The sequence below is a fragment of the Tropicimonas aquimaris genome, assembly GCF_042676185.1.
Lineage (GTDB): Bacteria > Pseudomonadota > Alphaproteobacteria > Rhodobacterales > Rhodobacteraceae > Tropicimonas > Tropicimonas aquimaris.
In genome coordinates, this window is record NZ_JBHTJT010000021.1 from 156,963 (window position 1) to 180,999 (window position 24,037).

A 24,037-nucleotide genomic window follows, 5' to 3' on the forward strand; every position below is an offset into this window, starting at 1 on the left:
GAAGAAGCCGGGCGGCGTTCGGCAGAGGAAAGGCGTGAATATGGAAGTGACGATACGGCCGGACGTTTTCCGGCTGGCCCAGGTGTTCACCATAGCACGAGGTTCCAAGTCGGAGGCGCAGGTCATCACCGCCGTCCTGAAGGAGGACGGGGCCGAAGGCTGGGGCGAATGCGTGCCCTATGCGCGCTATGGCGAGAGCCTGGAGAGCGTGACCGCCGAGATCGCGGCGCTGCCCGAGAGCTTCGACCGTGCAGCCTTGCAGGAACTAATGTCGCCCGGTGCGGCGCGCAACGCGGTGGATTGCGCGCTGTGGGACCTCGAGGCGAAACGTGCGGGCAAGCGGGTGTGGGAGCTTGCCGGGCTCGCCGAGCCGGGGCCGCTGGAAACGGCCTACACCCTGTCGCTCGACACGCCGGAGGCAATGCAGGCCAGCGCCGCCGCCAATGCGCACCGCCCGCTGCTCAAGATCAAGCTGGGCACGCCCGACGACATGCCACGGCTCGAGGCGGTCCGGGCCGGCGCTCCGGCGTCGAAGATCATCGTGGATGCCAACGAGGGCTGGAGCGCCGAGGTCTATTCCGACCTCGCGCCGCATCTGCTGCGGCTCGGGGTGGCGATGGTGGAGCAGCCGCTGCCGGCCGGTGGGGACGACGACCTTCTGGGCCTGGAGCGACCGGTGCCTCTATGCGCCGACGAGAGCGTACACGACCGCGCCTCGCTGGCGGCGCTCAAGGGCAAATATGACATGATCAACATCAAGCTCGACAAGACCGGTGGGCTGACCGAGGCGCTGGCCCTGCGGGCCGAGGCCGAGGCCGCCGGGTTCGAGATCATGGTCGGCTGCATGGTGGGAAGCTCGCTGGCGATGGCGCCGGCCGTGATACTTGCGCAAGGCGTGGCCGTCGTGGACCTTGACGGCCCGCTGCTGCTGGCCGAAGACCGCGGCACACCGCTGATTTATGACAGCGAGGGCGTACACCCGCCGTCGCGGGAATTGTGGGGATAGGAGACCGCCATGAGCCGGATCGTTTACGTCAACGGGGAATATCTGCCGGAGGAGGAGGCCAAGGTCTCGGTCTTCGACCGGGGGTTCCTGTTCGCGGACGGGGTTTACGAGGTGACCTCGGTGCTCGGGGGCAAGCTGATCGATTTCGCCGGTCACGAGGCGCGCCTGCGCCGTTCGCTGAACGAGCTGTCGATGCCAGAGCCGGCCGCCATGGGCGAGCTGCTTGAGATCCACCGGGAGTTGGTGGCGCGCAACGAGATCGACGAGGGCCTCGTCTATCTGCAGGTCACGCGCGGCGCTCCGGCCGACCGTGATTTCGCCTTCCCCGGTGAGGAGGTGCCGCCGACGCTGGTGCTCTTCACCCAGTCGAAATCCGGCCTTGCCGACAGCCCGCAAGCCCGCAAGGGAATCAAGGTGATCTCGGTCGAAGACATTCGCTGGGGCCGCCGCGACATCAAGACGGTGCAGCTGCTCTACCCCTCGATGGGCAAGATGATGGCCAAGAAGGCTGGCGCCGACGATGCCTGGATGGTCGAGGACGGGTTCGTGACCGAGGGGACGTCGAACAACGCCTACATCGTCAAGAACGGCAAGATCATCACCCGCAACCTCGGCACCGAGATCCTGCACGGGATCACCCGCGCGGCGGTGCTGCGCTTCGCCCGCGAAGCGCAGATGGAGGTCGAGGAGCGTCCCTTCACCATCGAGGAGGCGCAGCAGGCGGACGAGGCCTTCTTTACCTCGGCCTCGGCCTTCGTGATGCCGGTAGTGGAGATCGATGGCTCGGTTCTGGGCGACGGAACGCCGGGTCCGGTGTCTCGGCGGCTGCGCGAGATCTATCTCGACGAGAGCCGCAAGGTCGCGGTCTGAGGTTGCTCTGCCGGCTGCAAGGGCCGGCTAGGCGATGCGGACCGGAGAGGGCGGGAAGTTCCCGCCCTTTTTCGTACGCGTCAGGCGAGGTCAAGCGGACGGTGTTTCGAGATACAGGTCGAGATCGCTGTCGGCGGGAACCCCGGGGAGCCGCACGAGCACTCGGTCAAGAAAGAGGAGTTCGAGGCCCCGGCCGCGCGCGTCCGGCTGGATGGCGAAGCCCGAGTCCTCGTTGTTGGACGAGGCGACCCGGGACAGTTGCACCACCAGCGCTTCGTGTCGCGGGTCGAAGCCGTGAAGGGTGACGGGCACGCCCCTCGACAGGTCGAGCGCCACGCCCGGGGTCCGTCGCGGCGCACCGGCGGCGTCCCTGTGGGCGGAGGTGCTGATGGAGAGCGAGACATCGCGCGTGGAGCGCAACAGGTCCGTGTAGGCCAGGACGATGGCGACAAGGATGATGCCAAGTGCGATGATGTTCAGCATGCTCTTCCTTTCGCCCCCGAAGAAAAGCTAGCCAGCCACCGCAATTCGGTCAAACTTCTGCCGAATTCCGGAATTTGCCCGCAACAATTTTCACCCAATGGGTGCTCTGTTGCTGGCGCTTGGTCAATTGCCGTCGAGAAGGGCCAAAAGGAGGCGAGAATCGGTCATCGCCGGTGAGAGCGTTCCCGCGCCCAGGGCTCAGACCTTGTCCGCGGGGCCGACATTGTCGCGGAACGCCTTCTCGAACTCGGCCTGCTTCTCGGGGCTGGCCGGGCTCTGGTTGCGCGACTTCCAGGCATCGTAGGGCATGCCGTAGAAGATCTCGCGTGCTTCGGTCTGATCCATCTCCAGCCCCCGCTCGGCGGCGGCTTCCTGGTACCAGCGGGACAGGCAGTTCCGGCAGAATCCGGCGAGGTTCATCAGGTCGATGTTCTGCACGTCGACGCGGTCGGTCATCAGGTGCTGGCGAAGCCGGCGGAAAGCGGCGGCTTCGAGTTCGATGCGGGTCTGGTCGTCCATGGTCGGTCCTCCTCCGGGGAAATCAGATCTTGCAGTCCTGCAGCGCGGCCTTAAGCAGCGGGGCAAGCCTGCGCCCCCACGCCTTTTGCTGCTCTACGGTATCCAGCAGATCCTGCCGAAGTTCCAGAAGCACGTGGGGCCGGCCATGTTGCAGAGCGTGCCGGTCGATCGAGTCTCCGGGCTGGTGCCCTGCATAGGGCTCGTTGTCGCCGACGCAGAGCTCCGGATCGGCGCGCAGCCGACGGATCAGGCTCACCGACAGGGCATTGTGCGGCGGCGAGTGCAGGATGGCGACATGCCAGGGCCGTGGCGGCCGGCCGCGCAACTGCGGGGTGAAACTGTGCACCGCGACGATCACCCGGTCGGCACGGGAGGCCGCGAGTCGGCCAAGTTCCGCGTGATAGGGGCGGTAGCAAAGCTCCATGCGACGTTCGGTCTCGGCGGCGTCGGCATGGCGGTTCTGCGGGATAATGGTGCCGTCATAGAGTCGCATCAGCAGCGTCGGATCGTCCTCGCCGCGGTTCGGATCGATCACCAGGCGGGAGAAGTTCGACGTGATCAGTGGCGCCCCGAGCCCGTCTGCCAGTGCATGCGCAACCCCTGCTGCACCGGGATCATAGGCGATATGGCGGGCCATGTCGCCCTGCGGCAGACCCAGTGTCCCGCCGCCGATCTGCGGGGGGACGGTGTTGGTTGCGTGATCGCAAGTGATCAGCCAGCGGCTGTCCCGGTCTTCTCCGGCGGTATGAAAGGCGTGGTATGTCATGACGGTGTGATGTATTCCGCGCATGGGTGTAATGCGTCCTGCGGCGAAGAGCCAGAGGCCGACGGTCTGGCAATTGGGGAAGTTTACCGCTAACTGTCCCGCGCGACCCAGCACCAACCCAGCACCATACGAAAGGTTGTCCGATGAGACGGATGCGGAATGTGAAAATCGTGGCCACCCTTGGCCCCTCTTCGGACGACTATGACACGATACGCCGTCTCTTCGAGGTCGGGGCGGATGTGTTCCGCCTGAACATGAGCCACGGCAGCCACGACGAAATCCGCGAACGCCACACGATCATCCGTCAGATCGAGCGCGAACTTGGGCGGCCAATCGCGATCCTCGCCGACCTCCAGGGCCCGAAACTTCGGGTCGGTGTGTTCGCCGGCGATTCCGAGGAACTGGTGGAAGGCGCGGCCTTCCGCATGGACCTCGATCCCACCGAAGGCGACTCGAGCCGCGTGTGCCTGCCGCACCCCGAGATCTTCAAGGCGCTCCGCCCGGGTGCGAGCCTGCTGGTCAACGACGGCAAGATCCGCCTGCGGGTCGAGAAATGCGGCGAAGATTTCGCGAACTGCACCGTGGTGACAGGTGGCACGATCTCGAACCGGAAGGGCGTGAACGTGCCCGATGTGGTGCTGCCGGTCGCTGCGCTTTCGGACAAGGACAAGGCGGACCTCGAGTTTGTCTGTGAACTGGGCGTTGACTGGGTGGCGCTCTCCTTCGTGCAGCGCCCCGACGACGTGCTGCAAACCAAAGAACTGGTCAACGGTCGCGCCGCGGTGCTCTCCAAGATCGAGAAGCCGGCCGCCGTGGAAGCCTACGACGATATCCTCGCGGTCTCCGACGGGATCATGGTGGCGCGCGGCGATCTGGGCGTCGAACTGCCGGTGCAGGCCGTTCCGCCGATCCAGAAGCGGCTGATCCGCGGCGCCCGTGCGGCGGCCAAGCCGGTGATCGTCGCCACGCAGATGCTGGAATCGATGATTGAGAGCCCGATGCCGACGCGCGCCGAGGTTTCCGACGTTGCCAACGCCATCTACGAGGGCGCCGACGCGGTGATGCTGAGTGCGGAATCGGCCGCCGGCGAATACCCGCTAGAGGCCGTTCGCACGATGGATGCGGTCGCCGTTGAGGTGGAGAAGGGCCAGATGTATCGCGACATCATCGAGGCCGCGCGCGTGGTCGACCGAACATCGACCGCCGACAGCATCGTCGCCGCGGCACGCGAGATCGCCGAGAATACCGGCGTCAAGGCGATCTGTTGCTTCACCCATTCCGGTACCACCGCGTTGAAGACGGCGCGCGAGCGGCCCCGTGTTCCGATCCTCGCGCTGACGCCCTTCACCGCGACCGCCCGTCGGTTGTGCCTGTCCTGGGGCGTGAACTGCTTCATGACCCATGGCGACGTGAGCCGCTTCAAGATGGCGGTGGTCTCGGCCGCGCGTGCTGCCCGTCAGGGCCAGTTCGCGGATTCCGACGACAACGTCGTGGTCGTGGCGGGCGTTCCGTTCAACATTCCGGGCTCGACCAACATCCTGCGGGTGGCCCCCTGCGACGAAAGGTTGATTTTCAACACCGATCCCGAATAATCGAAGGTTCAAAGCAGCGGGAGAACGTGCGTGAACCTCGATCCGGACCTGTTTTTCGTTTTGGGCACGTTTTTCGGCTTGCTGTCCTTTCCTGCCTTGCTGAATGCCTTCACGCATGGTCGGAGGCCAGGAATGGCGGTTTTGATGTTTGTGATCGCCGGGGCGATGATTGCCTTTGCCGTTTCGCAAAAACCCTCCGGCTCCTACACAGCCAAAACCATTCCGGGCGTCTTTGTTCGAGTGTTCGGAGGCGGGCCGGGCTGAGTTGGCGCCGGCGCCGTCCGGCCGCTCGCCGAATTGCCTGATCGTCGAATCGGGCTCGCTTTTACTCTTGCCTGTTCCCGCATCTGAGCCTATACGCCCGGCTTCAGCCGTTGCGGCGGGCCGAAAGTGGCATGCCTGTCGGGACGGAACGACCGATCCAGTCAAGGAGTAGGCAAATGCCCAAGATGAAGACAAAGTCCGGCGCCAAGAAACGGTTCAAGGTGACCGCGACCGGCAAGATCAAATCCGCCCAGGCCGGCAAGCGCCACGGCATGATCAAGCGCACCAAAAAGTTCATTCGCGACGCACGCGGTACGACGGTCCTCTCGGACCCGGATACCAAGATCGTCAAGAAATACATGCCCTACGCGCGCTGAGGAGGCTTGAGATATGTCCCGAGTTAAAGGCGGAACCGTCACCCACGCACGTCACAAGAAGGTCCTGAAGGCCGCCAAAGGTTACTATGGCGCCCGGTCGACCAACTTTCGGACTGCGACCCAGGCCGTCGACAAGGCCAATCAATACGCGACCCGCGATCGCAAGGCGCGCAAGCGCCAGTTCCGGGCGCTGTGGATCCAGCGAATCAACGCGGCCGTCCGTGCCCACGACGAGGCGCTGACCTATTCGCGCTTCATCAACGGCCTGGCCAAGGCCGGCATCGAGGTAGACCGCAAGGTGCTGGCCGACCTGGCCGTGCACGAGCCGGAAGCCTTCGGCACGATCGTGGAAAAGGCCAAGGCCGCGCTGGCCTGAGCCTGACCGCAGCCACAAGTTCAAAGCCCCGCCGGCGACGCCGCGCGGGGCTTTTTCGTGTCCGATGCTTTGCCTGGCATGCGATTGTCGCCCGTTTCGCCCCAAAATCGCCGCCAGAATGAAGGAATTTCTTCGGATTTTTGCGCGAGGGTGACCGCTGTGCCCGGGGTGTGCGGGGCTTTGGTTGTCAGGGTTGCTTTGTGGCGCGTATCAGCGAACTTCACTATTCGAACGCCTATGCGGCCAGTTCCGGGATCGACGAGTTCCTGGAGGTCGCCTTGTCCCCGGACGAGGATCCGGCGGACTTTACTGTTGCGTTCTACGAGGCGGACGGCGCGGTCGGGCTCGTCGTCGATCTGACCGACCCGCGGGTCTGGGTCAGCTATGACGCGCAGGCGAACGAGTACGTCTATGTCCTGTCGTCGGAAAACCTGCCGCTCCTGCTAACCGATCCGGACAGTAACGCCGCCGGAAATTTCGAGGCGGCGGCGCTGGTCAACAGCAGCACGTCGGAGGTGCTGCAGTTCTACGACATCGGCGGCGGTACGACGAACATCACCGCGCTGAACGGTCCGGCGGCCGGCGCGGTGTCGGAGAATATCCCCGTCCCGACCGAGCCGAATGCGGCGACCTACACGATCCAGTTCAACCAGCCGAACCCGGACACCGTGACCTTGACCACGGTGAACCCGGCGTCGAGCGGCATGATCTGCTTTGCCTCCGGCACCATGATCACCACACCGCTGGGCGAGCGCCCGGTGGAGGACCTGCAGGTCGGCGACCTGGTGCTGACGCTCGACAGCGGCGCCCGGCCGATCCGCTGGATCGGGGCGCGCGAGGTCGAGGCGACGGGTGAGATGGCGCCGATCCGCTTCGCGCCTGGGGCGCTCGGCGCGGAGCGGGAGCTGCTCGTTTCGCCGCAGCACCGGATGCTCGTCAGCTCGGCGGACCTGGAGCTGGCGACGGGCTCCTGCGAGGCGCTGGTGGCGGCCAAGCACCTGGTCAACGGACGCGATGTCGCCCGCCAGGAAGGGGGCACCGTCACATACCACCATTTCATGTTCGACCAGCATGAACTGGTCTGGGCCAACGGCGTCCCGGCCGAGAGCTTCCTGGTGGCCAGCAACAGCGTCTCGGCGATGACCCCGGAGATGCTTGCGGAGTTCAAAGCGCTCTTTCCGGAGCTGATCACCGATCATGCCCGGCAGGGAGACCTTGCCCGGCCGGTTCTCAGGGGCTGGGAGGCGCGCGCCATGTTCGGGTTGGCCGCCTGACGCCTACCGTTCCGGCGGCGTCCACTCGGCTTCGGGGACATGGCGGCGGCGCAGGCGCAGGGCGAGGCCAAGCGCGATCCCGACGCCGATCGCAACTGTCAGGTCCGCAACGACCGTCAGCACCAGGGTCAGCACCAGAAGGACCTTGTCGGATGTCCGGCGCTGCAGGTGATGCCGCCACTTGTGCGGCTCGCTCATGTTCCAGGCGGTCAGCATGAGCAGCCCGGCGAGCGCTGGCATGGCGAGGTGACCCGCAAGCGGGGCGGCCAGCATCATCACTGCGAGGATGGTGAGCGCGTGCACGAGGCCCGCGACAGGGGTCTTGCCGCCGGCGCGCACGTTGGTCGCGGTGCGCGCGATCGCACCGGTCGCCGGCAGGCCGCCGAACAGCGCCGAGCCGATATTGGCCGCACCCTGTGCCAGAACTTCGGCATTCGGGCGGTGCCGGCCGCCGATCATCCGGTCGGCAACCATCGCGGAGAGCAGCGACTCGACCCCGGCGAGAAAGGCGATCACGAAGGCCGAGGGCAGGAGCTCGGTTACCCGCTGCAGGCTCAGGTCCGGGAGCTTCGGCATCGGCAAGTGATTGGGCAGCGCTCCGAAGCGGCCGCCGATCGTGTCGACCGGCAGGGCCAGCAGAGCGGCCGCGACCGAGGTGAGCGACACCGCCACGATCAGGCCCGGGAAGCGCGGAAACAGGCGCCGCAGCAGCATGATCAGCACCATGGTGGCCAGGCCGATGCCGAGGCTGGCGGGGGCCAGCGTGTCGCGCGCCGCCCAGAGCGCCGGGACCTTTTCTAGGAAGTCGACCGGGACTTCGTCCATGCTCAACCCGCAGAGGTCCTTGATCTGGCTGGCCGCGATGATGACCGCGATGCCGATGGTGAAGCCGTCGATCACCGGTTCCGGCACGAAGGCGATGAGATTGCCTGCCTGGAACGCCCCAGCGGTCAGCAGGATCAGGCCGGCGAGGAAGGTGGCGAGCACCAGCCCGTCGTAGCCGTATTGCGCGATCACCCCGTAGACCACGACGATGAAGGCGCCGGTCGGCCCGCCGATCTGCACCCGGCTGCCGCCGAGCAGCGAGATCAGGAAGCCGCCGATCACGGCCGTCACCAGCCCGACGCCGGGATCGGCGCCGGAGGCGATGGCTATGGCAAGGCTCAACGGAATCGCGACCATCGCCACCGTCACCCCGGCCTGAAGATCGGCCAGGAAGAGCGCGCGGTCATACGACTCCAGCGTCGTAACGATTTTGGGCTTCATAAGCGTGTCTTAGGCTCTCTGCGCCGCGGCGAACAAGGGGCGCCGCAGTTCCGCGCCGACAGGTCGCAGGGCGCAGGCGCCCTTGCCTTTGAACGCCGGTGTGATACCCACGCGCAGGTTTTTCGGCGCTGCCCCTTGCGGTCGGCGCTGAGCGGAGTGACGGGAGCCAGCCATGGAAGAGCTGAGGCAGAAATACATCGCGGCGATTGCCGAGGCGGCCGACGAGGGCGCGTTGGAGGCCCTGCGGGTGCAGGCCGTCGGCAAGAAGGGCGAGGTGAGCCTGAAGATGCGAGAGCTGGGCAAGATGAGCCCGGAGGAGCGCCAAGTCGCAGGCCCCGCGCTGAACGCGCTGAAGGACGAGATCAACTCCGCCCTGGCGGCCAGGAAGGCGTCGCTGGCCGACGTGGCTCTGGAAGAGCGGCTGCGGGCCGAGTGGCTCGACGTGACGCTGCCCGGCCGGCCGCGCCGGCAGGGCACGATCCACCCGATCAGCCAGGTGACCGAAGAAGTCACCGCGATCTTCGCCGACATGGGCTTTGCGGTGGCCGAAGGCCCGCAGGTCGAAGACGACTGGCACAATTTCGACGCGCTGAACATCCCCGGCCACCACCCCGCGCGGGCCGAGATGGACACGTTCTACATGGCGCGCGCCGAGGGCGACAATCGTGCGCCGCACGTGTTGCGCACGCATACGTCGCCGGTGCAGATCCGCTCGATGATGAAGCACGGTGCACCGATCCGGATCATCTGCCCGGGCCGGGTCTATCGCTGCGACTACGACCAGACGCACACGCCGATGTTCCACCAGGTCGAGGGGCTGGCGATCGGCAAGGACATCTCGATGGCCAACCTGAAGTGGGTACTAGAGGAGTTCTTTTCCGCCTTCTTCGGCACCCATGTCGAGACGCGGTTCCGCGCCTCGCACTTCCCGTTCACCGAACCCTCTGCCGAAGTCGACATTCGCTGCTCCTGGGAAGGCGGCACGGTGAAGGTCGGCGAGGGCGACGACTGGCTGGAAGTTCTGGGTTCGGGCATGGTGCATCCCAAGGTGCTCACCGCCGGCAACATCGACCCGGTGGCCTGGCAGGGCTTTGCCTTCGGCATCGGGATCGACCGGCTGGCGATGCTGAAATACGGGATCCCGGATCTGCGCGCCTTTTTCGACAGCGACCTGCGCTGGCTGCGCCACTACGGCTTCGCGACGCTCGACATGCCGACGGTGCACGGCGGGCTGAACCGCTGAGCCACGGCGGCCGGGGGTGCCCCTCGGCCGACGATGCCGGAGGCATCGACGCCCCTTGGGGCCGGGCGCCGCTGCGCGGCGGGGCGATGGAAGGAGAGGGTATGCGCGAAGAGATCAGGCAGCGCTATCCGGGAGCGGAGACCTTCACCTTCGGCGACAGCCGCGCTCTGTGCGACCGGCTGCTGGCGCTGGTGCGCGCCGGGGTCAAGACGGCGACCTGCGGGGCCTTGCGGGATTTCGAGGCCGGCGGCGAGGCGCTTCCGTCACCGGGCCGCAGGGACATCGCGCTGGACTGGGATGGCCGGCCGGCGCTGGTGATCGAGACGGTGAGCGTGGAGATCCTTGCTTTCAATGACGTGCCCGAAAATTTCGCCCTCGCCGAGGGCGAGGACGACAGCCTTTAGGGCTGGCGCGACGGGCACCGCGCCTATTTCACCCGCAATGGCGGGTTCGAGCCAGAGATGGCGCTGGTCTGCGAGCGGTTCAGGCTGGTCGAGGATCTCGCGCCGTTCCGAAGCCCGACAGGCTGACCGTCACGATCCCGGCGCGGGTTCCTTCGGCGCCAGCCAGGGCACCAGATCCACCACCGGGGTGTTCCAGATCCGGGACGGGCTGAACCGGCAGATGGTGCGGTTCAGTTCCGCGTTGTCGGTGAACCCCCGGCAGTCAAAGCCGCCCGCTCCGCGGTTTCCCGAAGCGGGATCGCTGGAAAGAAGCCCCAGAGCAACCAGCATCAGCAGACCGAGAGCCAATGGCTTGGCCAGATTACCCAAAGTCCTGGCAATCGCCCCCATAGCGTGCCTCCAATCGTTACGAACACAGTTCCGGCCCCCACCGGGAACGTGTTCAGGATAGGGCTGAAATGTGGCGAAAACGGGGCGGCAGGGGGCTGAGTGTGGCGACAATCGCTGCGCTTTGTTCTCGCTCGCGCAACACGTGTGCAGCAGGTTGGTGGCCGTTGCGCCGCGCGCAGGAACGGACGGCGGCTGCCGATCCGGGCCGAAATGGGGCTTCGCGGCTGTCAGGCCTTCACGCTCCGCGCGGGATGGGATAAGGACACGCGACTTCCGAATGCTGCAGGGGCCGACCCATGAAATTCACGCTTTCCTGGCTCAAGCATCACCTGGACACCCAGGCGACGCTCGACGAGATCCTCGATGCCCTGACCGACCTCGGGCTGGAGGTCGAGGGGGTGGAAAACCCTGCGGCGAAGCTCGGTGCCTTTACCATCGGCAAGGTCCACAAGGCGGAGAAGCATCCTGACGCCGACAAGCTCCGGGTCTGCATCGTGCAGACCGACGAGGGCGAGAGCCAGATCATTTGCGGCGCGCCGAATGCCCGGGAGGGGATCACCGTGGTGGTCGCAAAGCCCGGCACCTATGTGCCCGGCATCGACACCACCATCAGCGTCGGCAAGATCCGTGGCATCGAGAGCCATGGCATGATGTGCTCCGAGCGCGAGATGGAAATGTCGGACGAGCACGACGGCATCATCGAGCTGCCCTCGGGCGAGGTCGGGCAAAGCTTTGCCGACTGGCTGGCCGAGAACCGTCCAGAAAAGGTCGACCCGGTCATCGAGATCGCGATCACCCCCAACCGCCCCGATGCGCTCGGCGTCGAAGGTGTGGCGCGTGACCTTGCGGCCCGCGGGCTTGGCACTCTGATCCCCCGCGAGGTCAATCCGGTGCCGGCCGCCTTCGCCGCGCCGCTCACGGTGACGATCGACGAGGACACGCTCGACGGCTGCCCGCTGTTCGCCGGCCGGCTGATCCGGGGGGTGAAGAACGGCCCGTCGCCCCAATGGCTGCAGGACGCGCTGCGCGCCATCGGCCTGCGCCCGATCAGCTTTCTCGTCGACGTGACCAACTTTTTCACCTACGACCGCAACCGGCCGCTGCACGTCTTTGACGCCGACAAGGTGAAGGGCAACCTGCGTGTGCACCGGGCCAGGGGCGGCGAGACGCTCGTGGCGCTGGACGACAAGGAATACACGCTGCAGGCCGGGCAGATGGTGATTTCTGACGATGAGGGTCCGGAGAGCATTGCCGGGATCATGGGTGGGGCCGCCACGGGCTGCACTGAGGAGACGGTGAACGTCTTTGTCGAAAGCGCCTACTGGGATCCGATCCAGATCGCCTACACGGGCCGCGCGCTCAAGATCAATTCGGACGCCCGTTACCGGTTCGAGCGTGGCGTGGACCCGGCGTTCACCCCCATCGGGCTGGAGCATGCGGTGCGGATGATCGTCGACCATGCGGGCGGCGAGGCGTCCGAGCTGATCGTGGCCGGCGCCGTGCGCGACACCGACCGCGCCTATCGGCTCGACACCAAGCGGGTCGAGAGCCTGGTGGGCATGGAGATCCCCGACGCCGAGCAGCGCGCGACGCTGGAGGCCCTGGGCTTCCGGCTCGAGGGCGACATGGCCCATGTTCCGAGCTGGCGGCCGGATGTGCAGGGAGAGGCCGACCTGGTGGAAGAGGTGGCGCGCGTCGCCTCGCTCACCAAGCTGCAGGGCGTCCCGATGAGCCGGGCGACGCCGGGCGTGCCAGAGCCGGTGCTGACGCCGATGCAGCGCCGCGAGTCGATGGCCCGACGCACGATGGCGGCGCTCGGTTACAATGAATGCGTGACCTATTCCTTCATCGACCAGGCGGCAGCGGAGCTGTTCGGCGGTGGCGGGGATGCCACGAAGCTGGAGAACCCGATCTCCTCCGAGATGAGCCACATGCGGCCCTCGCCGCTGCCTGCCCTGCTGCAGGCGGCCGCCCGCAACCAGGCGCGCGGCTTTGCCGACCTCGCCCTGTTCGAGGTCGGCCCGGCCTTCCACGGCGGCGAGCCGGAGGAGCAGAACCAGGTGGCCGTTGGCCTGCTGGTGGGGCACACCGGCCCGCGCGACGTGCATGGCACGCGCCGCGGCGTCGATACCTTTGACGCCAAGGCCGACATCGAGGCGGTGCTGGCCGCCATCGGCGCCCCGGCCAAGGTACAGATCCGGCGCGACGCGCCTGGCTGGTTCCACCCGGGCCGATCCGGCGCGATCTGCCTCGGGCCCAAGAACGTTCTCGGCGTCTTTGGCGAGGTGCATCCCAAGGTGCTCGCGGCGCTGGATGTGAAGGGGCCGGCGGTGGCCTTCACGGTCGACCTGGCGGCGATCCCCTTCCCCAAGGCAAAGAGCGCGAGCCGCGGTGCGATGGAACTGTCGGACCTGCAAGCGGTGGAGCGCGACTTCGCCTTCGTGCTCGACGCCAATGTCGAGGCGCTGGACGTCGTGAATGCCGCGGCTGGCGCCGACAAGGCGCTGATCGAGGAAGTGCGGGTCTTCGACGAGTTCCACGGGCCCAAGGCCGAGGCGCAAATGGGCGAGGGCAAGAAATCGCTCGCCATCACCGTTCGCCTGCAGCCGAAGGTGAAGACCCTCACCGAAGAGGAGATCGAGGCCGTGGGCAAGAAGGTGATCGAGAAGGTCGCCAGGGCCACCGGCGGCACGCTGCGCGGCTGATAATCCGCTCGGCGCGACGGAATTCCCGGCCGACTCCGTTTCAGTGGCATTACCCAGCCACCGAAACGGGGTCTCCATGCTCAAACGTCTTTCTCCCTACCTCCTCTGGGGTTTTCTCGCACTGCCCGCCGCGGGTATGCTGTGGGAGCTCTCAGCCTCCACCAATTCGCGCATCCTGCACGTCCTCGTGCACCCGACGGGTGAATTCGCCGCTCGCTTCATGATCATCGCGATGATGGCAACGCCGCTGACGCGGCTGCTGCCGGGCTGGCGTGGTCCGCGCTGGCTGGTGAAGAACCGGCGTTACTTCGGCGTCGCGGCCTTCGGCTACGCGGCCCTGCACACGCTGTTCTACGTGATCGACAGGGGCACGCTGGAGACCATCCTTGCGCAGGTCGGCCGGTTCGACATCTGGACAGGCTGGCTCGCCTTCGCGATCTTCATCCCGCTTGCCGCCACGTCGTTCAACGGCGCGATCCGGCGCATGGGGCCGAAACGGTGGAAGGCCGTGCAGCGCTGGACCTACCCGGCCGCCGTGCTGACGCTGCTGCACTGGGCTGCGCTGCACAACTGGGAGCACCCCGCCGCCGCGCTGATCCACTTTGCCCCCCTTGCCTTGCTGGAGCTCTATCGTATGTGGTGGAACCTGAACCGGCACCACCCCGTGGCCGCCTGATCCAGAGACGCAATCGAAGGAAGATCCATGCCCCTCAAAATCTATCTCTCCGGCGAGATTCACACCGATTGGCGCGAACGCATCATCGCTGGAGCCGAGGGGCTGGATGTCAGCTTCGACAGCCCGGTGACCGACCACGCCGCCAGCGACGATTGCGGCGTGGCGATCCTTGGCGCGGAGCCGGACAAGTTCTGGCATGACCACAAGGGCGCCAAGCTCAACGCGATCCGCACTCGCCGCGGTATCGAGGCGGCGGATGTGGTCGTGGTGCGCTTCGGCGAGAAGTACAAGCAGTGGAACGCCGCCTTCGACGCGGGCTATGCCGCGGCGCTCGGCAAGTCGCTGATCGTGCTGCACGGCGCCGACCATCAGCACGCGCTGAAGGAGATCGACGCCGCCGCGCTTGCGGTTGCGGAGACGCCCGAGCAGGTCGTCCAGATCCTGACCTACGTGCTCACGGGCGCGCTGCCCGGCTGAAACGTCGGAGCGTCAGTCCCGCGGCGGGGTGTTCAGGCCACGCTGCACCGCCGGACGCGCAAGGAAGCGGTCGCGCCAGGCGCTGACATTCGGGAAATCCTCCATCCCGACCAGTTCGAGCGCATTGTAGGTCGTGCCGAGCGCCCGCAACCAGGGGACGATGGCGATGTCGGCGATCGAATATTCGCCGGCGATCCATTCCTTCCCCTCGAGCGCTTCGTCGAGCACGCCGAGCAGGCGCTTTGCCTCGTCGATGTAGCGCTGGCGCGGGCGAGGGTCCCCGATCTCGCTGCCGGCAAAGGAATGGAAATACCCGAGCTGCCCGAACATCGGCCCGACGCCGCCCATCTGGAACATCAGCCATTGGGTGACGATCTGCCGGTCCCGCGCGCTGCCTCCGGCCAGTTGGCCGGTCTTTTCCGCGAGGTAGAGCAGGATCGCGCCAGATTCGAACAGCCCGATCGGCGCGCCGTCCGGTCCGTTGGGGTCGATGATCGCGGGGATTTTGCCGTTGGGATTAAGCGACCGGAACTCCGGGCTCTTCACATCCTCGGGGCGGAGCCGCACCTGGTGCGCCTCGTAGGACAGTCCCATCTCCTCGAGAGCAATGGACACCTTCACGCCGTTGGGGGTGGGCCAGGAATAGAGCTGGATCCGGTCGGGGTGCCGGGCGGGCCAGCGTCGGGTGATCGGAAAGTTTGCAAGATCGGGCGCAATAGCCAGGGTCTGGATGTTCATGTCTGATCCTTTTCGTTTCCGGATCGATCTATGCATTCCCCGCCCGGAAGGAACCCCGCCGGCTGTGCGCCGCGCCACCGCTCCCCTGCGCCAGCGAACCGAACACGCGGTGGCGGTTGCGCAAAATAAAACCCCCGACGTGGCCGGGGGTTTCGTGACTGGCGTCCGCCATGTCAATTCAGTCGCGCCGGAGATGGCGCCGTGGGTCTCATCTCTGACTCAGAGGAGCCCTTCGCGCTGCGCCTTTTTCCGCGCCAGCTTGCGTGCACGGCGAATCGCCTCGGCTTTCTCGCGCGCCTTCTTCTCGGAAGGCTTCTCGAAGTGCTGCTTGAGCTTCATCTCGCGGAAAACGCCTTCCCGCTGCAGCTTCTTCTTCAGAGCGCGGAGCGCCTGATCGACATTATTGTCGCGAACACTGACCTGCATGTGGTTGTCACCACCTTTCCTGTTAGAGTTGCATCTGATTGCAGGAGTGGGCCGTATAGCAAAGGCAAGCGGCCATGTCCATCAGCACGTGCCGAAAACCCGAACACGAGGTATCCGATGACCCAGACGCTCGTCCGGACCACCAGCGAAGCCCATCCCGAGATCAAGGAACGGCTCCTGGACGCGGCGCTGATCCATGTCGCCTTCGACGGCTGGAGCGACGCCACCTTCCGTGCTGCCTGCCGCGATGCCGGGGTCGACCTGGCCGTCGGCCGGGTGATCTGTCCGCGTGGCGGGGTGGACCTCGCCCTTGCCTACCACGAGCGGGGCGACCGGATCATGTTGGAGCAGCTCGCGCTGGAGGACCTGCCGACGATGCGCCTGCGCGACCGGATCATGCTGGCCATCCGTCTGCGGATCGAGGCGATCGACGACAAGGAGGCAGTGCGGCGCGGCTCCACGCTGCTGACCTTGCCGCAATACGCCGCCGACGGCGCGCGCGCAATCTGGGCCACCGCCGACCGGATCTGGAGCGCGCTCGGCGACAGTTCCGACGACATCAACTGGTATTCCAAGCGCGCCTCCCTCTCGGCGGTCTACAGCAGCACGATACTCTACTGGCTTGGGGATGACAGCGAGGGCAACGAGGCGACCTGGGCGTTTCTGGAGCGGCGAGTCGAGGATGTGCTGCGGGTGGAGAAGATGCGCGCGCAGGTGTCGGGAAACCCGGTGCTCAAGCGGCTCTTCGCCGGTCCGAACTGGCTCCTCGGCAAGGTCCGGGCACCCGGCGCGGGAAAGACGGAAGAGCACATGCCGGGCCACTGGTCCGAACCCGGCGAGAGCGAAGAGGGCGTGAGGGGCACGGCGGCCTTCCGTCCGCGCTGAGCGCCGATTGCATACCGGGCGGCGTCGGTCCAGAAACGGGGCGAGTCCAAGGAGGAGCCCGGTCATGACCCTGCCCGAAACCATGCGCGCCATCGAAATCAGCGAACCCGGCGGGCCCGAGGTGCTGACCCCGGCGACCCGCCCGGTGCCGCAACCCGGTCCGGGACAGATCCTGATCCGCAGCGCCTATGCCGGGGTGAACCGGCCCGATGCCCTGCAGCGGGCCGGCAGCTACAACCCGCCGCCGGGCGCGAGCGACCTGCCGGGGCTGGAAGCCGCCGGCGAAGTGGCGGCGGTCGGCCCCGACGTCTCGGGCTGGCGGGTCGGCGACGCCGTCTGCGCGCTCCTGCCCGGCGGCGGCTATGCCGAATACGTGGTCACGCCGGCCGCCCATGCGCTGCCCGTCCCGAAGGGCATGATGCTCCGCGAGGCGGCTTGCCTGCCCGAGACCTTCTTCACCGTCTGGAGCAACGTGTTCATGCGCGGCGGTCTTCGCGCGGGTGAGCGGTTCCTCGTGCACGGCGGCAGCTCCGGCATCGGCACGACGGCGATCCAACTCGCCCGGCATTTCGGCGCAAGGGTCTTTGCGACCGCCGGTTCGGACGACAAATGCGCTGCCTGCCTGCGTCTGGGCGCCGAGCGGGCGATCAAATACCGCGACGAGGATTTCGTGGAGGTCCTGCGCGCGGAGGGCGGTGCGGACCTGATCCTCGACATGGTCGGCGGCAGCTACTTGCCGCGCAACGTCAAGGCTCTCGCCGACGACGGGCGGCTGGTGCAGATCGCGTTCCTTCAAGGGCCCAAGGTGGAGCTCAACTTCGCTCAGGTCATGATGCGCCGGCTCACGATCACCGGCTCGACCCTCCGTCCGCAATCGGACCTCGCCAAGGCCCGGATCGCAGAGGCGCTGCGCGCGCGGGTGTGGCCGCTGCTGGAGGCGGGCCGCGTCGCTCCGGTCATGGACTCGGAGTTTCCGCTGGAAGAGGCCGCCGCCGCTCACGCGCGTATCGAGAGCTCCGGCCACGTCGGGAAGATCGTGCTTCGGATCTGCTGAGACCCGCAGCATTTTTCGTTTCGTGATTGTCACAGGCCGCGCGTAGATTCTCCGCGCAGGCCCGGCCATGTCGGCGCGGGCCCATTTCTTGCAAGCGGATTACTTCGACATGTCCAAAAAACTCATCGCGGAATTCATCGGCACATTCTGGCTGGTCCTAGGCGGTTGCGGCGCGGCGGTTCTCGCTGCGGGCGTCCCCGATGTCGGCATCGGCTTCCTCGGTGTCTCCCTCGCCTTCGGCCTCACGGTCATGACCATGGCCTACGCGGTCGGCAACATCTCGGGCGGGCATTTCAATCCCGCAGTGTCCTTCGGACTGATGGTCGCCGGCAAGTTCGACGGCAAGGACTTGCTGCCCTACTGGGCGGCGCAGGTCGCGGGCGCGGTTACGGCGGGCCTGGTCCTCTGGATCATCGCCCATGGCCAGGACGGCTTCTCCTCGGCGGGCAATTTCGCCCTCAACGGCTACGGCTCGGCTTCGCCCGGCGGCTACGGCTTCTTCTCCGGGCTGGTGACCGAGATCGTGATGACGGCCATGTTCCTTGTGATCATCCTTGGTGCGACCTCCAAGGGCGTGCCGGTCGGTTTTGCGCCTATCGCCATCGGCCTCGGCCTGACGCTCATTCACCTGATCTCGATCCCGGTGACCAACACCTCCGTCAACCCGGCCCGGTCCACCGGTGTCGCGCTTTTTGGTGGCGGCAAGGCGATCCTGCAGCTCTGGCTGTTCTGGGTGGCGCCGCTCATCGGCGGCGCGGTGGGCGCGGTGATCTGGAAGATGCTGGAGCCCGAGGCCTACACCGCCGCCGAGCCGCCGGCGGTGAGCGACGCGCCCGACGCCTGACCCGGGGTGGCTACATCTGGTCGCCGGGGTAGGCCTGCTCCGGCGTGATCTCGTAGCCCCAGCCCAGACCGGCATTCTTCCAGCCATTCATCACCCGGTGGCCCCTCTCGGGGCCATCGGACGCCTTGTCGCCCTCGAACCCGTCGATCACCGTGTAGACATTGGAAAAACCGAGGTCGAAGATCATGTCGGCGGCCTTCGCGCTGCGTGACCCGGAGCGGCAGATCAGAATTATCGGCCTCTCGTCCTCCATTTCGATGGCTTCCGCATAATCCAGGAAATCGAATTCGAAAGCGGTGTTGCTCTCCAGCGCATAGCTCTGCTTGTCGGGATTGTAGCTAGCATGTTCGGGCATCACCATCAGCGGGATATGGACGTTCACCCGCGTCGGGACGCCGACGAAGGTGAGCTCGGAACGGCTGCGAACGTCCATCAGAATGACGCTCTCATCCTTCAGCATATCGGCCGCTTCAACCGCTGTCAGGTAGAGGCCGGCCTTGGTCTGCTTGTTGGCGGGAACGTTCTGGGCGTCCTCCGCAATGGCCGCAGCTGGCAGCAACACGAGAAGAGCTGCGGGAAATATCCACGAAAATCGCATGGTAACTCTCCTGGTTCGTCGGGCGCCGATCCCACCGGATCCAGCCCGGCCAGGGGCGCAACAAAAAAATAAGTAAGTGATGCTGTCCCCGAAGGGGCCGCATAAGAATCGGCAACAATAAGTTGACGTAGCGTCAGAATAGCACGGGGGCGCCAGATCGCAAAGCGCCAGGGCTTCGCCCGAGCTGGCCCTAACGGATGGGATCGAGAAGCGCGTCGGGCAATGTGCAGTCGCGACGGACATCGCTGCCACAGGCGCGCGGGTCGAGATCCTTTGTCAGACAGATCCGAGTTTCCATGATCCGTCCGTCCCTGCAGGTGATCGTCACCATGTCGCGGGAAAGCTCCGGATTGGCCTGCAGCCAGGCTTCCTCGACCACCGCAGCCGGCAAGGCGACCGTCTTGTCCAGCTTTCGAAGAACCGCCGGCGGGGTCACGCTTTCGAAGGCATCGCGCGCGAGCGCGTAGTAGGCATCCGACTCCAGCCCCGAACACCGCCCGTGCTTCTTCCACTGATACCAGGCGAGCCCGTCGGACCCCATGATGTCGGCCATTGCCGCGGTCTGGCCCCGCGACGGGTTGCGCGCCGATGTGTTGCAGAAGCTCGGCCAGCCAGCCTCGTATTGCGGCCAGAGCCCGTGCAGCACCCAGCCGTGATCCAGCGCCGGGTCGCATTGCTTGGCGCCCTTGGCGTCGCCCTCGATGGCGCAGAAGTTCGGCGACCAGCTCAGGGCCATCACGTAATAGTCGAAATCGCCGGCCCGCTCGCCCTCGGCACAGGCGGTTCCGGCCAGCATGGCCCACAGAAGCATCCAGCGCATTAGGTCTTTCCTTTCCGTCGCCGTCGCCTTATATGCCATGCAATTCCCGAAAACGAGGAAAAGCGGCCCGACAGGCTGCGGCCGTTTCCCGGCCACGGGAGAAATGTGCGAAGGAGGCAGACATGAACAAGCCGCTGATGGCGAAAGCCACCGCCGTCTGGCTGGTCGACAACACGACGATCAGCTTCAAGCAGATCGCCGATTTCTGCGGTCTGCACGAACTCGAAGTGCAGGGCATTGCCGATGGCGATGTGGCTGCCGGCGTGAAGGGCTTCGACCCGGTCGCCAACAACCAGCTCGATCAGGTCGAAATCGACCGGGCCGAGCAGAACCCGCAGCACAAGCTGAAGCTCAAGTTCAACGCTGCCGCCGTGGGCGAGGAAAAGCGCCGTGGCCCGCGCTATACACCGCTCTCCAAGCGTCAGGACCGGCCGAACTCGATCCTGTGGCTGGTCAAGTTCCACCCGGAGCTCTCGGACGGTCAGATCTCCAAGCTGGTGGGTACCACCAAGCCGACGATCCAGTCGATCCGCGAGCGCACCCACTGGAACATCCAGAACATGCAGCCGATCGATCCGGTGGCGCTCGGGCTCTGCAAGCAGTCCGAACTTGATGCCGTCGTGCAGAAGGCCGCCGCCAAGAAAGCCGCGGACGGCGAGGTCATGAGCGACGACGAGCGCCGCAAGCTGGTCTCGACCGAGCAGTCGCTCGCCGCCGATCCGGAGCCGCGCATCCCGACCGCCATCTCCGGTCTGGAAACCTTCACGCTCTCCGGCGACCCGCGCGGTGAAGAGGAAGAAGAGGATCGCGATCCGATCGTCGATGCCGACAGCTTCTTCAACCTGCCCTCCGGCGACGACGAGGACGACGAGGACGACAAGCAGCCCTGATCGGGCGCTGCGCGGCGGCCGTTCTGGCCGCCGGTCGTCCTTCTTCTTGGGACAAATTCCCCCGCCGGAGGCGCGATCTTTCGAATAAAGATCGTCTCCCGCGCCTCAGGGCCGCATCAGCGTGCCGAAGATCCTGTCGCGGTGTTCGTCAAGGTAGATCCTGAGCCAAGGCGTGAAACGCTCCGGCCGCCGCGCGATCTCGGCTGTCAGGTCATAGAACCCCACCCATTCCACCTGGGCGACCTCATCGGGGTTCGGATCGACCTTCATTTTGCGTTCCGCCATCGCCATGAAGATGTCGACGACCTCGTGCTCGATCATCCCGTTCCCCACATCCGCACGGTACTCGACCCGGTCGCGATGCGCCGGATAGAGGCCGGTCACGCCCAGTTCCTCCCGCAGGCGCCGGACCGCGCAATCGGCGGCGGGCTCCATCCAGCGCGGGTGGGTGCAGCAGGTGTTCGCCCAGAGCCCCGGTGTGTGGTACTTGGTGGCGGCGCGCCGCTGCAGCAGCACGTTTTCTCCATCCATCACGAAGACCGACACCGCCTTGTGCCGAAGTCCACGCCGGTGGACTTCCAACTTGTCGACGGGCTTAAGCGTGCCATCGACCCAGGCGGGGATCATTTGGTCGGTCATTCTGTCGGTCTTGGTCGTGAGCGCCTCTGGTCGATCTGTCCGGCCCCGGCTGAAATGCCAAGGTCCGTGCGAGCTTTAGGGTCTGCCCGATCTAAGCCGCGATCGCAGCGCACTTCACCTCGACATGGTGACACAGGGGGCCGCGCATGCTTCCTGAAAGCAGCCGGCCCGGCGCGCCAGGCACTTGACACCTCAGGATTTTCGCTTCGCAAACATGCTCCCGCGATGCGGCTTTTTGCCCGTTGCGTTTGACCCGCCGCGCCCGCGGCGTTACCTCCAGCGGACCTCAGGCGAAGTTCGACGCCCCCACTCAGCCAGACAGACCCAGGAGCCACCAAATGATCCGCAAGCTCGCCATCGGTTTCGCGCTACTGACTTCCGGCGCGGGCCCGTCGCTGGCTCAGGATGCCTCCGAGGGGGCTGCGATCTTCGAAGCGCAATGCGCGGCCTGTCACGTCGTGCGGGACGCGGCCGGCCAGACGCTCGCCGGGCGGACGGGGCGGCTCGGGCCCAATCTCGTCGGCATCGCAGGCCAGCCGGCGGGGCAAGATTCCGAGTACCGGTACGGGGCCGGCCTGAAGGCGGCGGCCGAGGATGGGCTGGTCTGGGACGAGGCGAACTTCATCGCCTATCTGCAGGATCCGAACGATTTCCTGCGGAGCTATACCGGCGATCGCGGCGCACGGTCCAAGATGGCCTGGCAGGTCCGGCTCAAGTCGGAAGCCGCGGACCTCTATGCCTTCCTGGAATCCCTCGACTGAGCGTCGGCGGTCCGGCCTATGGCCGGGATTTTGAGCCGCGTCCCGAATTTCCTTTTACTCTCCGGCCTGTGCCCCTGTAGCCTCGGCGCAATTCCATAACCGGGGGAAACCGACTCATGTTCATCCGATCTCTGCTTGGTGCAGCGGCCGTCTCTCTGGTGGCTTCCGCCAGTCTCGCGGCACAGGAAGACATCACCATCGGCATGGCTCTGGAGCCGCCAAATCTCGACCCGACCGGGGGCGCGGCCGCGGCGATCGACGAGGTGGTCTATGCCAATATCTTCGAGGGGCTGACGAGGTTCGCTCCCGACGGGTCGATCGTGCCTGGTCTGGCCGAAAGCTGGGAGGTGTCGGAGGACGGCAAGGTCTATACCTTTCGTCTTCACGAAGGCGTCACGTTCCACGACGGCAGCGCGATGGACGCCGAGGATGTGAAATTCTCGCTGGACCGGGCGCGGGCGGAGGAATCCACCAACGCGCAGAAGGCGCTGTTCAACGGCATCTCCAAGGTCGAGGTTATCGACCCGCTGACCGTGCAGGTCACGCTTGGCGGCCCAGACGGGGCCTTCCCCTTCAAGATGGCCTGGGGCGATGCGGTGATCCTCGCCCCCGAGACGGTGGGCGACGCGGCCACCGCGCCGGTCGGCACCGGGCCGTTCAAGCTGGTCGAATGGGTCAAGGGAGACCGGATCGAGATCGCGCGCAACGATGCCTATTGGGGCGATGCGCCCGCACTGGCCAGCGCGACATTCAAGTTCATCTCCGATCCGAACGCGGCCTTCGCGGCGATGATGGCCGGCGATGTCGACGCCTTCCCGAACTTCCCGGCGCCCGAAACCCTGGCCCAGTTCGACGCGAACCCGATGTTCAAGGTGGTCGTCGGTTCGACCGAGGGCGAGACGATCCTGGCGATGAACAACGCCGCCGGCCCGCTGGCGGATGTGAAGGTGCGGCAGGCGATCACCCATGCGATCAACCGGCAGGAGATAATCGATGGGGCGATGTTCGGCTATGGCACGCCGATCGGCACGCATTTCGCGCCGCACAACCCCGACTATGTCGATCTCACCGCGCAATCGGCCTTCGACCCCGAGATGTCGAGGAAGCTGCTCGAGGAGGCCGGGCAGACCGACCTGAAGCTGCGCCTCGCGCTGCCGCCCCCCTCCTATGCACGTCGCGGCGGCGAGATCCTCGCGGCCCAGTTGCGCAATGTCGGTATCGAGACCGAGATCAGCAATGTGGAATGGGCGCAATGGCTTGAGCAGGTTTTCAAGGGCAAGGATTTCGATCTGACCATCGTCAGTCACACCGAGCCGGCGGACATCAACATCTACGCCCGGCCGGACTATTACTTCCAGTACGCCAAGCCGGAATTTCAGGCGCTGATCAAGGAACTGAACGCAACCACCGATCCGGAGGCGCGCAGCGCGCTGTTGAAATCCGCGCAGCAGATGATTGCGGATGACTACGTCAACGGCTTTCTTTTCCAGCTCGCCAAGACGGGCGTCGCGAACGCGAAGATCGAGGGGCTGTGGGAAAACGCGCCGACCCAGGCCAACGACCTGACCGGGGTCCGCTGGGTCGACTGATCCGGATCGTCCGGGCCGGTCTTGGTGCCGGCCCGGACGCAAAATGCATTGGCACTCATCCTGGCGCGCCGGTAGGAATGGCGCAGAGGCGGCAGGTCCTACGGG

General features: G+C 66.0%; 28 protein-coding genes. 18 read left to right on the top strand and 10 right to left on the bottom strand.

Annotation, left to right across the window (positions count from 1 at the left end):
- Positions 1–40 precede the first annotated feature (40 nt).
- Both dgcA and ACFQ2S_RS12660 read left to right on the top strand, forming a co-directional pair.
- Positions 41–1,006 (top strand): N-acetyl-D-Glu racemase DgcA, encoded by a 966-nt coding sequence (dgcA, locus tag ACFQ2S_RS12655; RefSeq protein WP_386074936.1) that lies wholly within the window; start codon positions 41–43, stop codon positions 1,004–1,006.
- A gap of 9 nt (positions 1,007–1,015) precedes the next feature.
- Entirely contained in the window at positions 1,016–1,876 is an 861-nt protein-coding gene (locus tag ACFQ2S_RS12660) for a D-amino-acid transaminase (protein ID WP_386074937.1), read from the top strand.
- Positions 1,877–1,966: 90 nt separating this feature from the next.
- Here the strand turns inward: ACFQ2S_RS12660 and ACFQ2S_RS12665 are convergent, their stop codons facing one another.
- From ACFQ2S_RS12665 to ACFQ2S_RS12675, 3 genes are all read right to left on the bottom strand, one after another.
- Complete coding sequence (locus ACFQ2S_RS12665) at positions 1,967–2,359, bottom strand: hypothetical protein (RefSeq protein WP_386074939.1); 393 nt, start codon at positions 2,357–2,359, stop codon at positions 1,967–1,969.
- A gap of 198 nt (positions 2,360–2,557) precedes the next feature.
- Positions 2,558–2,878 (bottom strand): DUF1244 domain-containing protein, encoded by a 321-nt coding sequence (locus tag ACFQ2S_RS12670; protein WP_386074941.1) that lies wholly within the window; start codon positions 2,876–2,878, stop codon positions 2,558–2,560.
- A 22-nt stretch (positions 2,879–2,900) separates the two neighbouring features.
- Positions 2,901–3,668 (bottom strand): N-formylglutamate amidohydrolase, encoded by a 768-nt coding sequence (locus ACFQ2S_RS12675; RefSeq protein WP_386074942.1) that lies wholly within the window; start codon positions 3,666–3,668, stop codon positions 2,901–2,903.
- 119 nt (positions 3,669–3,787) lie between these two features.
- On the opposite strand from ACFQ2S_RS12675, the gene pyk reads away from it, so the two are divergent.
- The 5 genes from pyk (at position 3,788) to ACFQ2S_RS12700 (ending at position 7,527) form a co-directional block, all read left to right on the top strand.
- Positions 3,788–5,236 (top strand): pyruvate kinase, encoded by a 1,449-nt coding sequence (gene pyk / locus ACFQ2S_RS12680; protein ID WP_386074944.1) that lies wholly within the window; start codon positions 3,788–3,790, stop codon positions 5,234–5,236.
- A 30-nt stretch (positions 5,237–5,266) separates the two neighbouring features.
- Positions 5,267–5,500, top strand: coding sequence for a hypothetical protein (locus ACFQ2S_RS12685; protein ID WP_386074946.1), 234 nt, complete (start codon positions 5,267–5,269; stop codon positions 5,498–5,500).
- A 176-nt stretch (positions 5,501–5,676) separates the two neighbouring features.
- On the top strand, positions 5,677–5,877 hold the full coding sequence (gene rpmI / locus ACFQ2S_RS12690; protein WP_386074948.1) for a 50S ribosomal protein L35: 201 nt from the start codon (positions 5,677–5,679) through the stop codon (positions 5,875–5,877).
- 13 nt (positions 5,878–5,890) lie between these two features.
- On the top strand, positions 5,891–6,253 hold the full coding sequence (gene rplT, locus ACFQ2S_RS12695) for a 50S ribosomal protein L20 (protein WP_089233337.1): 363 nt from the start codon (positions 5,891–5,893) through the stop codon (positions 6,251–6,253).
- 200 nt (positions 6,254–6,453) lie between these two features.
- Positions 6,454–7,527 (top strand): Hint domain-containing protein, encoded by a 1,074-nt coding sequence (locus ACFQ2S_RS12700; protein WP_386074949.1) that lies wholly within the window; start codon positions 6,454–6,456, stop codon positions 7,525–7,527.
- Between the two features lie 3 nt (positions 7,528–7,530).
- On the opposite strand, the gene ACFQ2S_RS12705 is transcribed toward ACFQ2S_RS12700, so the two are convergent.
- Positions 7,531–8,793 (bottom strand): SulP family inorganic anion transporter, encoded by a 1,263-nt coding sequence (locus ACFQ2S_RS12705; protein WP_386074950.1) that lies wholly within the window; start codon positions 8,791–8,793, stop codon positions 7,531–7,533.
- Positions 8,794–8,965: 172 nt separating this feature from the next.
- Between ACFQ2S_RS12705 and pheS the strand changes: the two genes are divergently transcribed.
- Together pheS and ACFQ2S_RS12715 are read left to right on the top strand one after the other, a co-directional pair.
- Positions 8,966–10,036: a phenylalanine--tRNA ligase subunit alpha gene (gene pheS, locus ACFQ2S_RS12710; RefSeq protein ID WP_386074951.1), complete on the top strand. Its 1,071-nt coding sequence runs from the start codon at positions 8,966–8,968 to the stop codon at positions 10,034–10,036.
- A gap of 101 nt (positions 10,037–10,137) precedes the next feature.
- Positions 10,138–10,440, top strand: coding sequence for an ASCH domain-containing protein (locus ACFQ2S_RS12715; protein WP_386074952.1), 303 nt, complete (start codon positions 10,138–10,140; stop codon positions 10,438–10,440).
- A gap of 129 nt (positions 10,441–10,569) precedes the next feature.
- Here ACFQ2S_RS12715 and ACFQ2S_RS12720 read toward each other — a convergent pair whose 3' ends face one another.
- Positions 10,570–10,830: a hypothetical protein gene (locus ACFQ2S_RS12720; RefSeq protein ID WP_386074953.1), complete on the bottom strand. Its 261-nt coding sequence runs from the start codon at positions 10,828–10,830 to the stop codon at positions 10,570–10,572.
- A gap of 296 nt (positions 10,831–11,126) precedes the next feature.
- Between ACFQ2S_RS12720 and pheT the strand changes: the two genes are divergently transcribed.
- The 3 genes from pheT to ACFQ2S_RS12735 all read left to right on the top strand — a co-directional run bounded on the left by pheT (position 11,127) and on the right by ACFQ2S_RS12735 (position 14,688).
- Positions 11,127–13,535 carry a phenylalanine--tRNA ligase subunit beta gene (gene pheT / locus ACFQ2S_RS12725; RefSeq protein ID WP_386074955.1) on the top strand — a complete coding sequence of 803 codons (2,409 nt, stop codon included), beginning with the start codon at positions 11,127–11,129 and terminating at the stop codon, positions 13,533–13,535.
- A gap of 76 nt (positions 13,536–13,611) precedes the next feature.
- Positions 13,612–14,211 (top strand): protein-methionine-sulfoxide reductase heme-binding subunit MsrQ, encoded by a 600-nt coding sequence (locus ACFQ2S_RS12730; protein WP_386074957.1) that lies wholly within the window; start codon positions 13,612–13,614, stop codon positions 14,209–14,211.
- A 27-nt stretch (positions 14,212–14,238) separates the two neighbouring features.
- Positions 14,239–14,688, top strand: coding sequence for a YtoQ family protein (locus tag ACFQ2S_RS12735; RefSeq protein ID WP_386074959.1), 450 nt, complete (start codon positions 14,239–14,241; stop codon positions 14,686–14,688).
- 12 nt (positions 14,689–14,700) lie between these two features.
- Here ACFQ2S_RS12735 and ACFQ2S_RS12740 read toward each other — a convergent pair whose 3' ends face one another.
- A complete protein-coding gene (locus ACFQ2S_RS12740) occupies positions 14,701–15,426 on the bottom strand; it encodes a glutathione S-transferase family protein (protein ID WP_386074960.1) in 726 nt (241 codons plus the stop codon).
- Positions 15,427–15,645: 219 nt separating this feature from the next.
- Positions 15,646–15,852, bottom strand: a complete 207-nt coding sequence (gene rpsU, locus ACFQ2S_RS12745) for a 30S ribosomal protein S21 (RefSeq protein WP_005614280.1) — start codon at positions 15,850–15,852, stop codon at positions 15,646–15,648.
- A gap of 117 nt (positions 15,853–15,969) precedes the next feature.
- Between rpsU and ACFQ2S_RS12750 the strand changes: the two genes are divergently transcribed.
- The 3 genes from ACFQ2S_RS12750 to aqpZ all read left to right on the top strand — a co-directional run bounded on the left by ACFQ2S_RS12750 (position 15,970) and on the right by aqpZ (position 18,635).
- Positions 15,970–16,737 (top strand): COQ9 family protein, encoded by a 768-nt coding sequence (locus tag ACFQ2S_RS12750; protein WP_386074965.1) that lies wholly within the window; start codon positions 15,970–15,972, stop codon positions 16,735–16,737.
- A 64-nt stretch (positions 16,738–16,801) separates the two neighbouring features.
- Positions 16,802–17,791 carry an NAD(P)H-quinone oxidoreductase gene (locus tag ACFQ2S_RS12755; RefSeq protein WP_386074967.1) on the top strand — a complete coding sequence of 330 codons (990 nt, stop codon included), beginning with the start codon at positions 16,802–16,804 and terminating at the stop codon, positions 17,789–17,791.
- 109 nt (positions 17,792–17,900) lie between these two features.
- Complete coding sequence (gene aqpZ, locus ACFQ2S_RS12760) at positions 17,901–18,635, top strand: aquaporin Z (protein ID WP_386074968.1); 735 nt, start codon at positions 17,901–17,903, stop codon at positions 18,633–18,635.
- Positions 18,636–18,645: 10 nt separating this feature from the next.
- On the opposite strand, the gene ACFQ2S_RS12765 is transcribed toward aqpZ, so the two are convergent.
- Together ACFQ2S_RS12765 and ACFQ2S_RS12770 are read right to left on the bottom strand one after the other, a co-directional pair.
- Complete coding sequence (locus tag ACFQ2S_RS12765; RefSeq protein WP_386074970.1) at positions 18,646–19,233, bottom strand: rhodanese-like domain-containing protein; 588 nt, start codon at positions 19,231–19,233, stop codon at positions 18,646–18,648.
- A 190-nt stretch (positions 19,234–19,423) separates the two neighbouring features.
- Entirely contained in the window at positions 19,424–20,053 is a 630-nt protein-coding gene (locus tag ACFQ2S_RS12770; RefSeq protein ID WP_386074972.1) for a ribonuclease T2 family protein, read from the bottom strand.
- Positions 20,054–20,175: 122 nt separating this feature from the next.
- Between ACFQ2S_RS12770 and ACFQ2S_RS12775 the strand changes: the two genes are divergently transcribed.
- The gene (locus ACFQ2S_RS12775; RefSeq protein WP_386074973.1) at positions 20,176–20,943 is read left to right on the top strand and encodes a DUF1013 domain-containing protein; all 768 of its coding nucleotides are present in this window, start codon (positions 20,176–20,178) and stop codon (positions 20,941–20,943) included.
- Positions 20,944–21,048: 105 nt separating this feature from the next.
- Here the strand turns inward: ACFQ2S_RS12775 and idi are convergent, their stop codons facing one another.
- Positions 21,049–21,582: an isopentenyl-diphosphate Delta-isomerase gene (idi, locus tag ACFQ2S_RS12780; protein ID WP_386074975.1), complete on the bottom strand. Its 534-nt coding sequence runs from the start codon at positions 21,580–21,582 to the stop codon at positions 21,049–21,051.
- Between the two features lie 338 nt (positions 21,583–21,920).
- On the opposite strand from idi, the gene ACFQ2S_RS12785 reads away from it, so the two are divergent.
- Both ACFQ2S_RS12785 and ACFQ2S_RS12790 read left to right on the top strand, forming a co-directional pair.
- Positions 21,921–22,343, top strand: coding sequence for a c-type cytochrome (locus tag ACFQ2S_RS12785; RefSeq protein WP_386074977.1), 423 nt, complete (start codon positions 21,921–21,923; stop codon positions 22,341–22,343).
- 116 nt (positions 22,344–22,459) lie between these two features.
- Positions 22,460–23,932, top strand: a complete 1,473-nt coding sequence (locus ACFQ2S_RS12790; RefSeq protein ID WP_386074979.1) for an ABC transporter substrate-binding protein — start codon at positions 22,460–22,462, stop codon at positions 23,930–23,932.
- The last annotated feature ends 105 nt before the right edge of the window (positions 23,933–24,037 follow it).

Excerpts from the sequence above, each read along its gene's own strand:
- dgcA (WP_386074936.1), top strand. The coding sequence starts at position 41 with ATGGAAGTGACGATACGGCCGGACGTTTTCCGGCTGGCCCAGGTGTTC.
- ACFQ2S_RS12660 (WP_386074937.1), top strand. The coding sequence starts at position 1,016 with ATGAGCCGGATCGTTTACGTCAACGGGGAATATCTGCCGGAGGAGGAG.
- ACFQ2S_RS12665 (WP_386074939.1), bottom strand. The coding sequence starts at position 2,359 with ATGCTGAACATCATCGCACTTGGCATCATCCTTGTCGCCATCGTCCTG.
- ACFQ2S_RS12670 (WP_386074941.1), bottom strand. The coding sequence starts at position 2,878 with ATGGACGACCAGACCCGCATCGAACTCGAAGCCGCCGCTTTCCGCCGG.
- ACFQ2S_RS12675 (WP_386074942.1), bottom strand. The coding sequence starts at position 3,668 with ATGCGCGGAATACATCACACCGTCATGACATACCACGCCTTTCATACC.
- pyk (WP_386074944.1), top strand. The coding sequence starts at position 3,788 with ATGAGACGGATGCGGAATGTGAAAATCGTGGCCACCCTTGGCCCCTCT.
- rpmI (WP_386074948.1), top strand. The coding sequence starts at position 5,677 with ATGCCCAAGATGAAGACAAAGTCCGGCGCCAAGAAACGGTTCAAGGTG.
- rplT (WP_089233337.1), top strand. The coding sequence starts at position 5,891 with ATGTCCCGAGTTAAAGGCGGAACCGTCACCCACGCACGTCACAAGAAG.
- ACFQ2S_RS12705 (WP_386074950.1), bottom strand. The coding sequence starts at position 8,793 with ATGAAGCCCAAAATCGTTACGACGCTGGAGTCGTATGACCGCGCGCTC.
- pheS (WP_386074951.1), top strand. The coding sequence starts at position 8,966 with ATGGAAGAGCTGAGGCAGAAATACATCGCGGCGATTGCCGAGGCGGCC.
- ACFQ2S_RS12715 (WP_386074952.1), top strand. The coding sequence starts at position 10,138 with ATGCGCGAAGAGATCAGGCAGCGCTATCCGGGAGCGGAGACCTTCACC.
- ACFQ2S_RS12720 (WP_386074953.1), bottom strand. The coding sequence starts at position 10,830 with ATGGGGGCGATTGCCAGGACTTTGGGTAATCTGGCCAAGCCATTGGCT.
- pheT (WP_386074955.1), top strand. The coding sequence starts at position 11,127 with ATGAAATTCACGCTTTCCTGGCTCAAGCATCACCTGGACACCCAGGCG.
- ACFQ2S_RS12730 (WP_386074957.1), top strand. The coding sequence starts at position 13,612 with ATGCTCAAACGTCTTTCTCCCTACCTCCTCTGGGGTTTTCTCGCACTG.
- ACFQ2S_RS12735 (WP_386074959.1), top strand. The coding sequence starts at position 14,239 with ATGCCCCTCAAAATCTATCTCTCCGGCGAGATTCACACCGATTGGCGC.
- ACFQ2S_RS12740 (WP_386074960.1), bottom strand. The coding sequence starts at position 15,426 with ATGAACATCCAGACCCTGGCTATTGCGCCCGATCTTGCAAACTTTCCG.
- rpsU (WP_005614280.1), bottom strand. The coding sequence starts at position 15,852 with ATGCAGGTCAGTGTTCGCGACAATAATGTCGATCAGGCGCTCCGCGCT.
- ACFQ2S_RS12750 (WP_386074965.1), top strand. The coding sequence starts at position 15,970 with ATGACCCAGACGCTCGTCCGGACCACCAGCGAAGCCCATCCCGAGATC.
- ACFQ2S_RS12755 (WP_386074967.1), top strand. The coding sequence starts at position 16,802 with ATGACCCTGCCCGAAACCATGCGCGCCATCGAAATCAGCGAACCCGGC.
- aqpZ (WP_386074968.1), top strand. The coding sequence starts at position 17,901 with ATGTCCAAAAAACTCATCGCGGAATTCATCGGCACATTCTGGCTGGTC.
- ACFQ2S_RS12765 (WP_386074970.1), bottom strand. The coding sequence starts at position 19,233 with ATGCGATTTTCGTGGATATTTCCCGCAGCTCTTCTCGTGTTGCTGCCA.
- ACFQ2S_RS12770 (WP_386074972.1), bottom strand. The coding sequence starts at position 20,053 with ATGCGCTGGATGCTTCTGTGGGCCATGCTGGCCGGAACCGCCTGTGCC.
- ACFQ2S_RS12775 (WP_386074973.1), top strand. The coding sequence starts at position 20,176 with ATGAACAAGCCGCTGATGGCGAAAGCCACCGCCGTCTGGCTGGTCGAC.
- idi (WP_386074975.1), bottom strand. The coding sequence starts at position 21,582 with ATGACCGACCAAATGATCCCCGCCTGGGTCGATGGCACGCTTAAGCCC.
- ACFQ2S_RS12785 (WP_386074977.1), top strand. The coding sequence starts at position 21,921 with ATGATCCGCAAGCTCGCCATCGGTTTCGCGCTACTGACTTCCGGCGCG.
- ACFQ2S_RS12790 (WP_386074979.1), top strand. The coding sequence starts at position 22,460 with ATGTTCATCCGATCTCTGCTTGGTGCAGCGGCCGTCTCTCTGGTGGCT.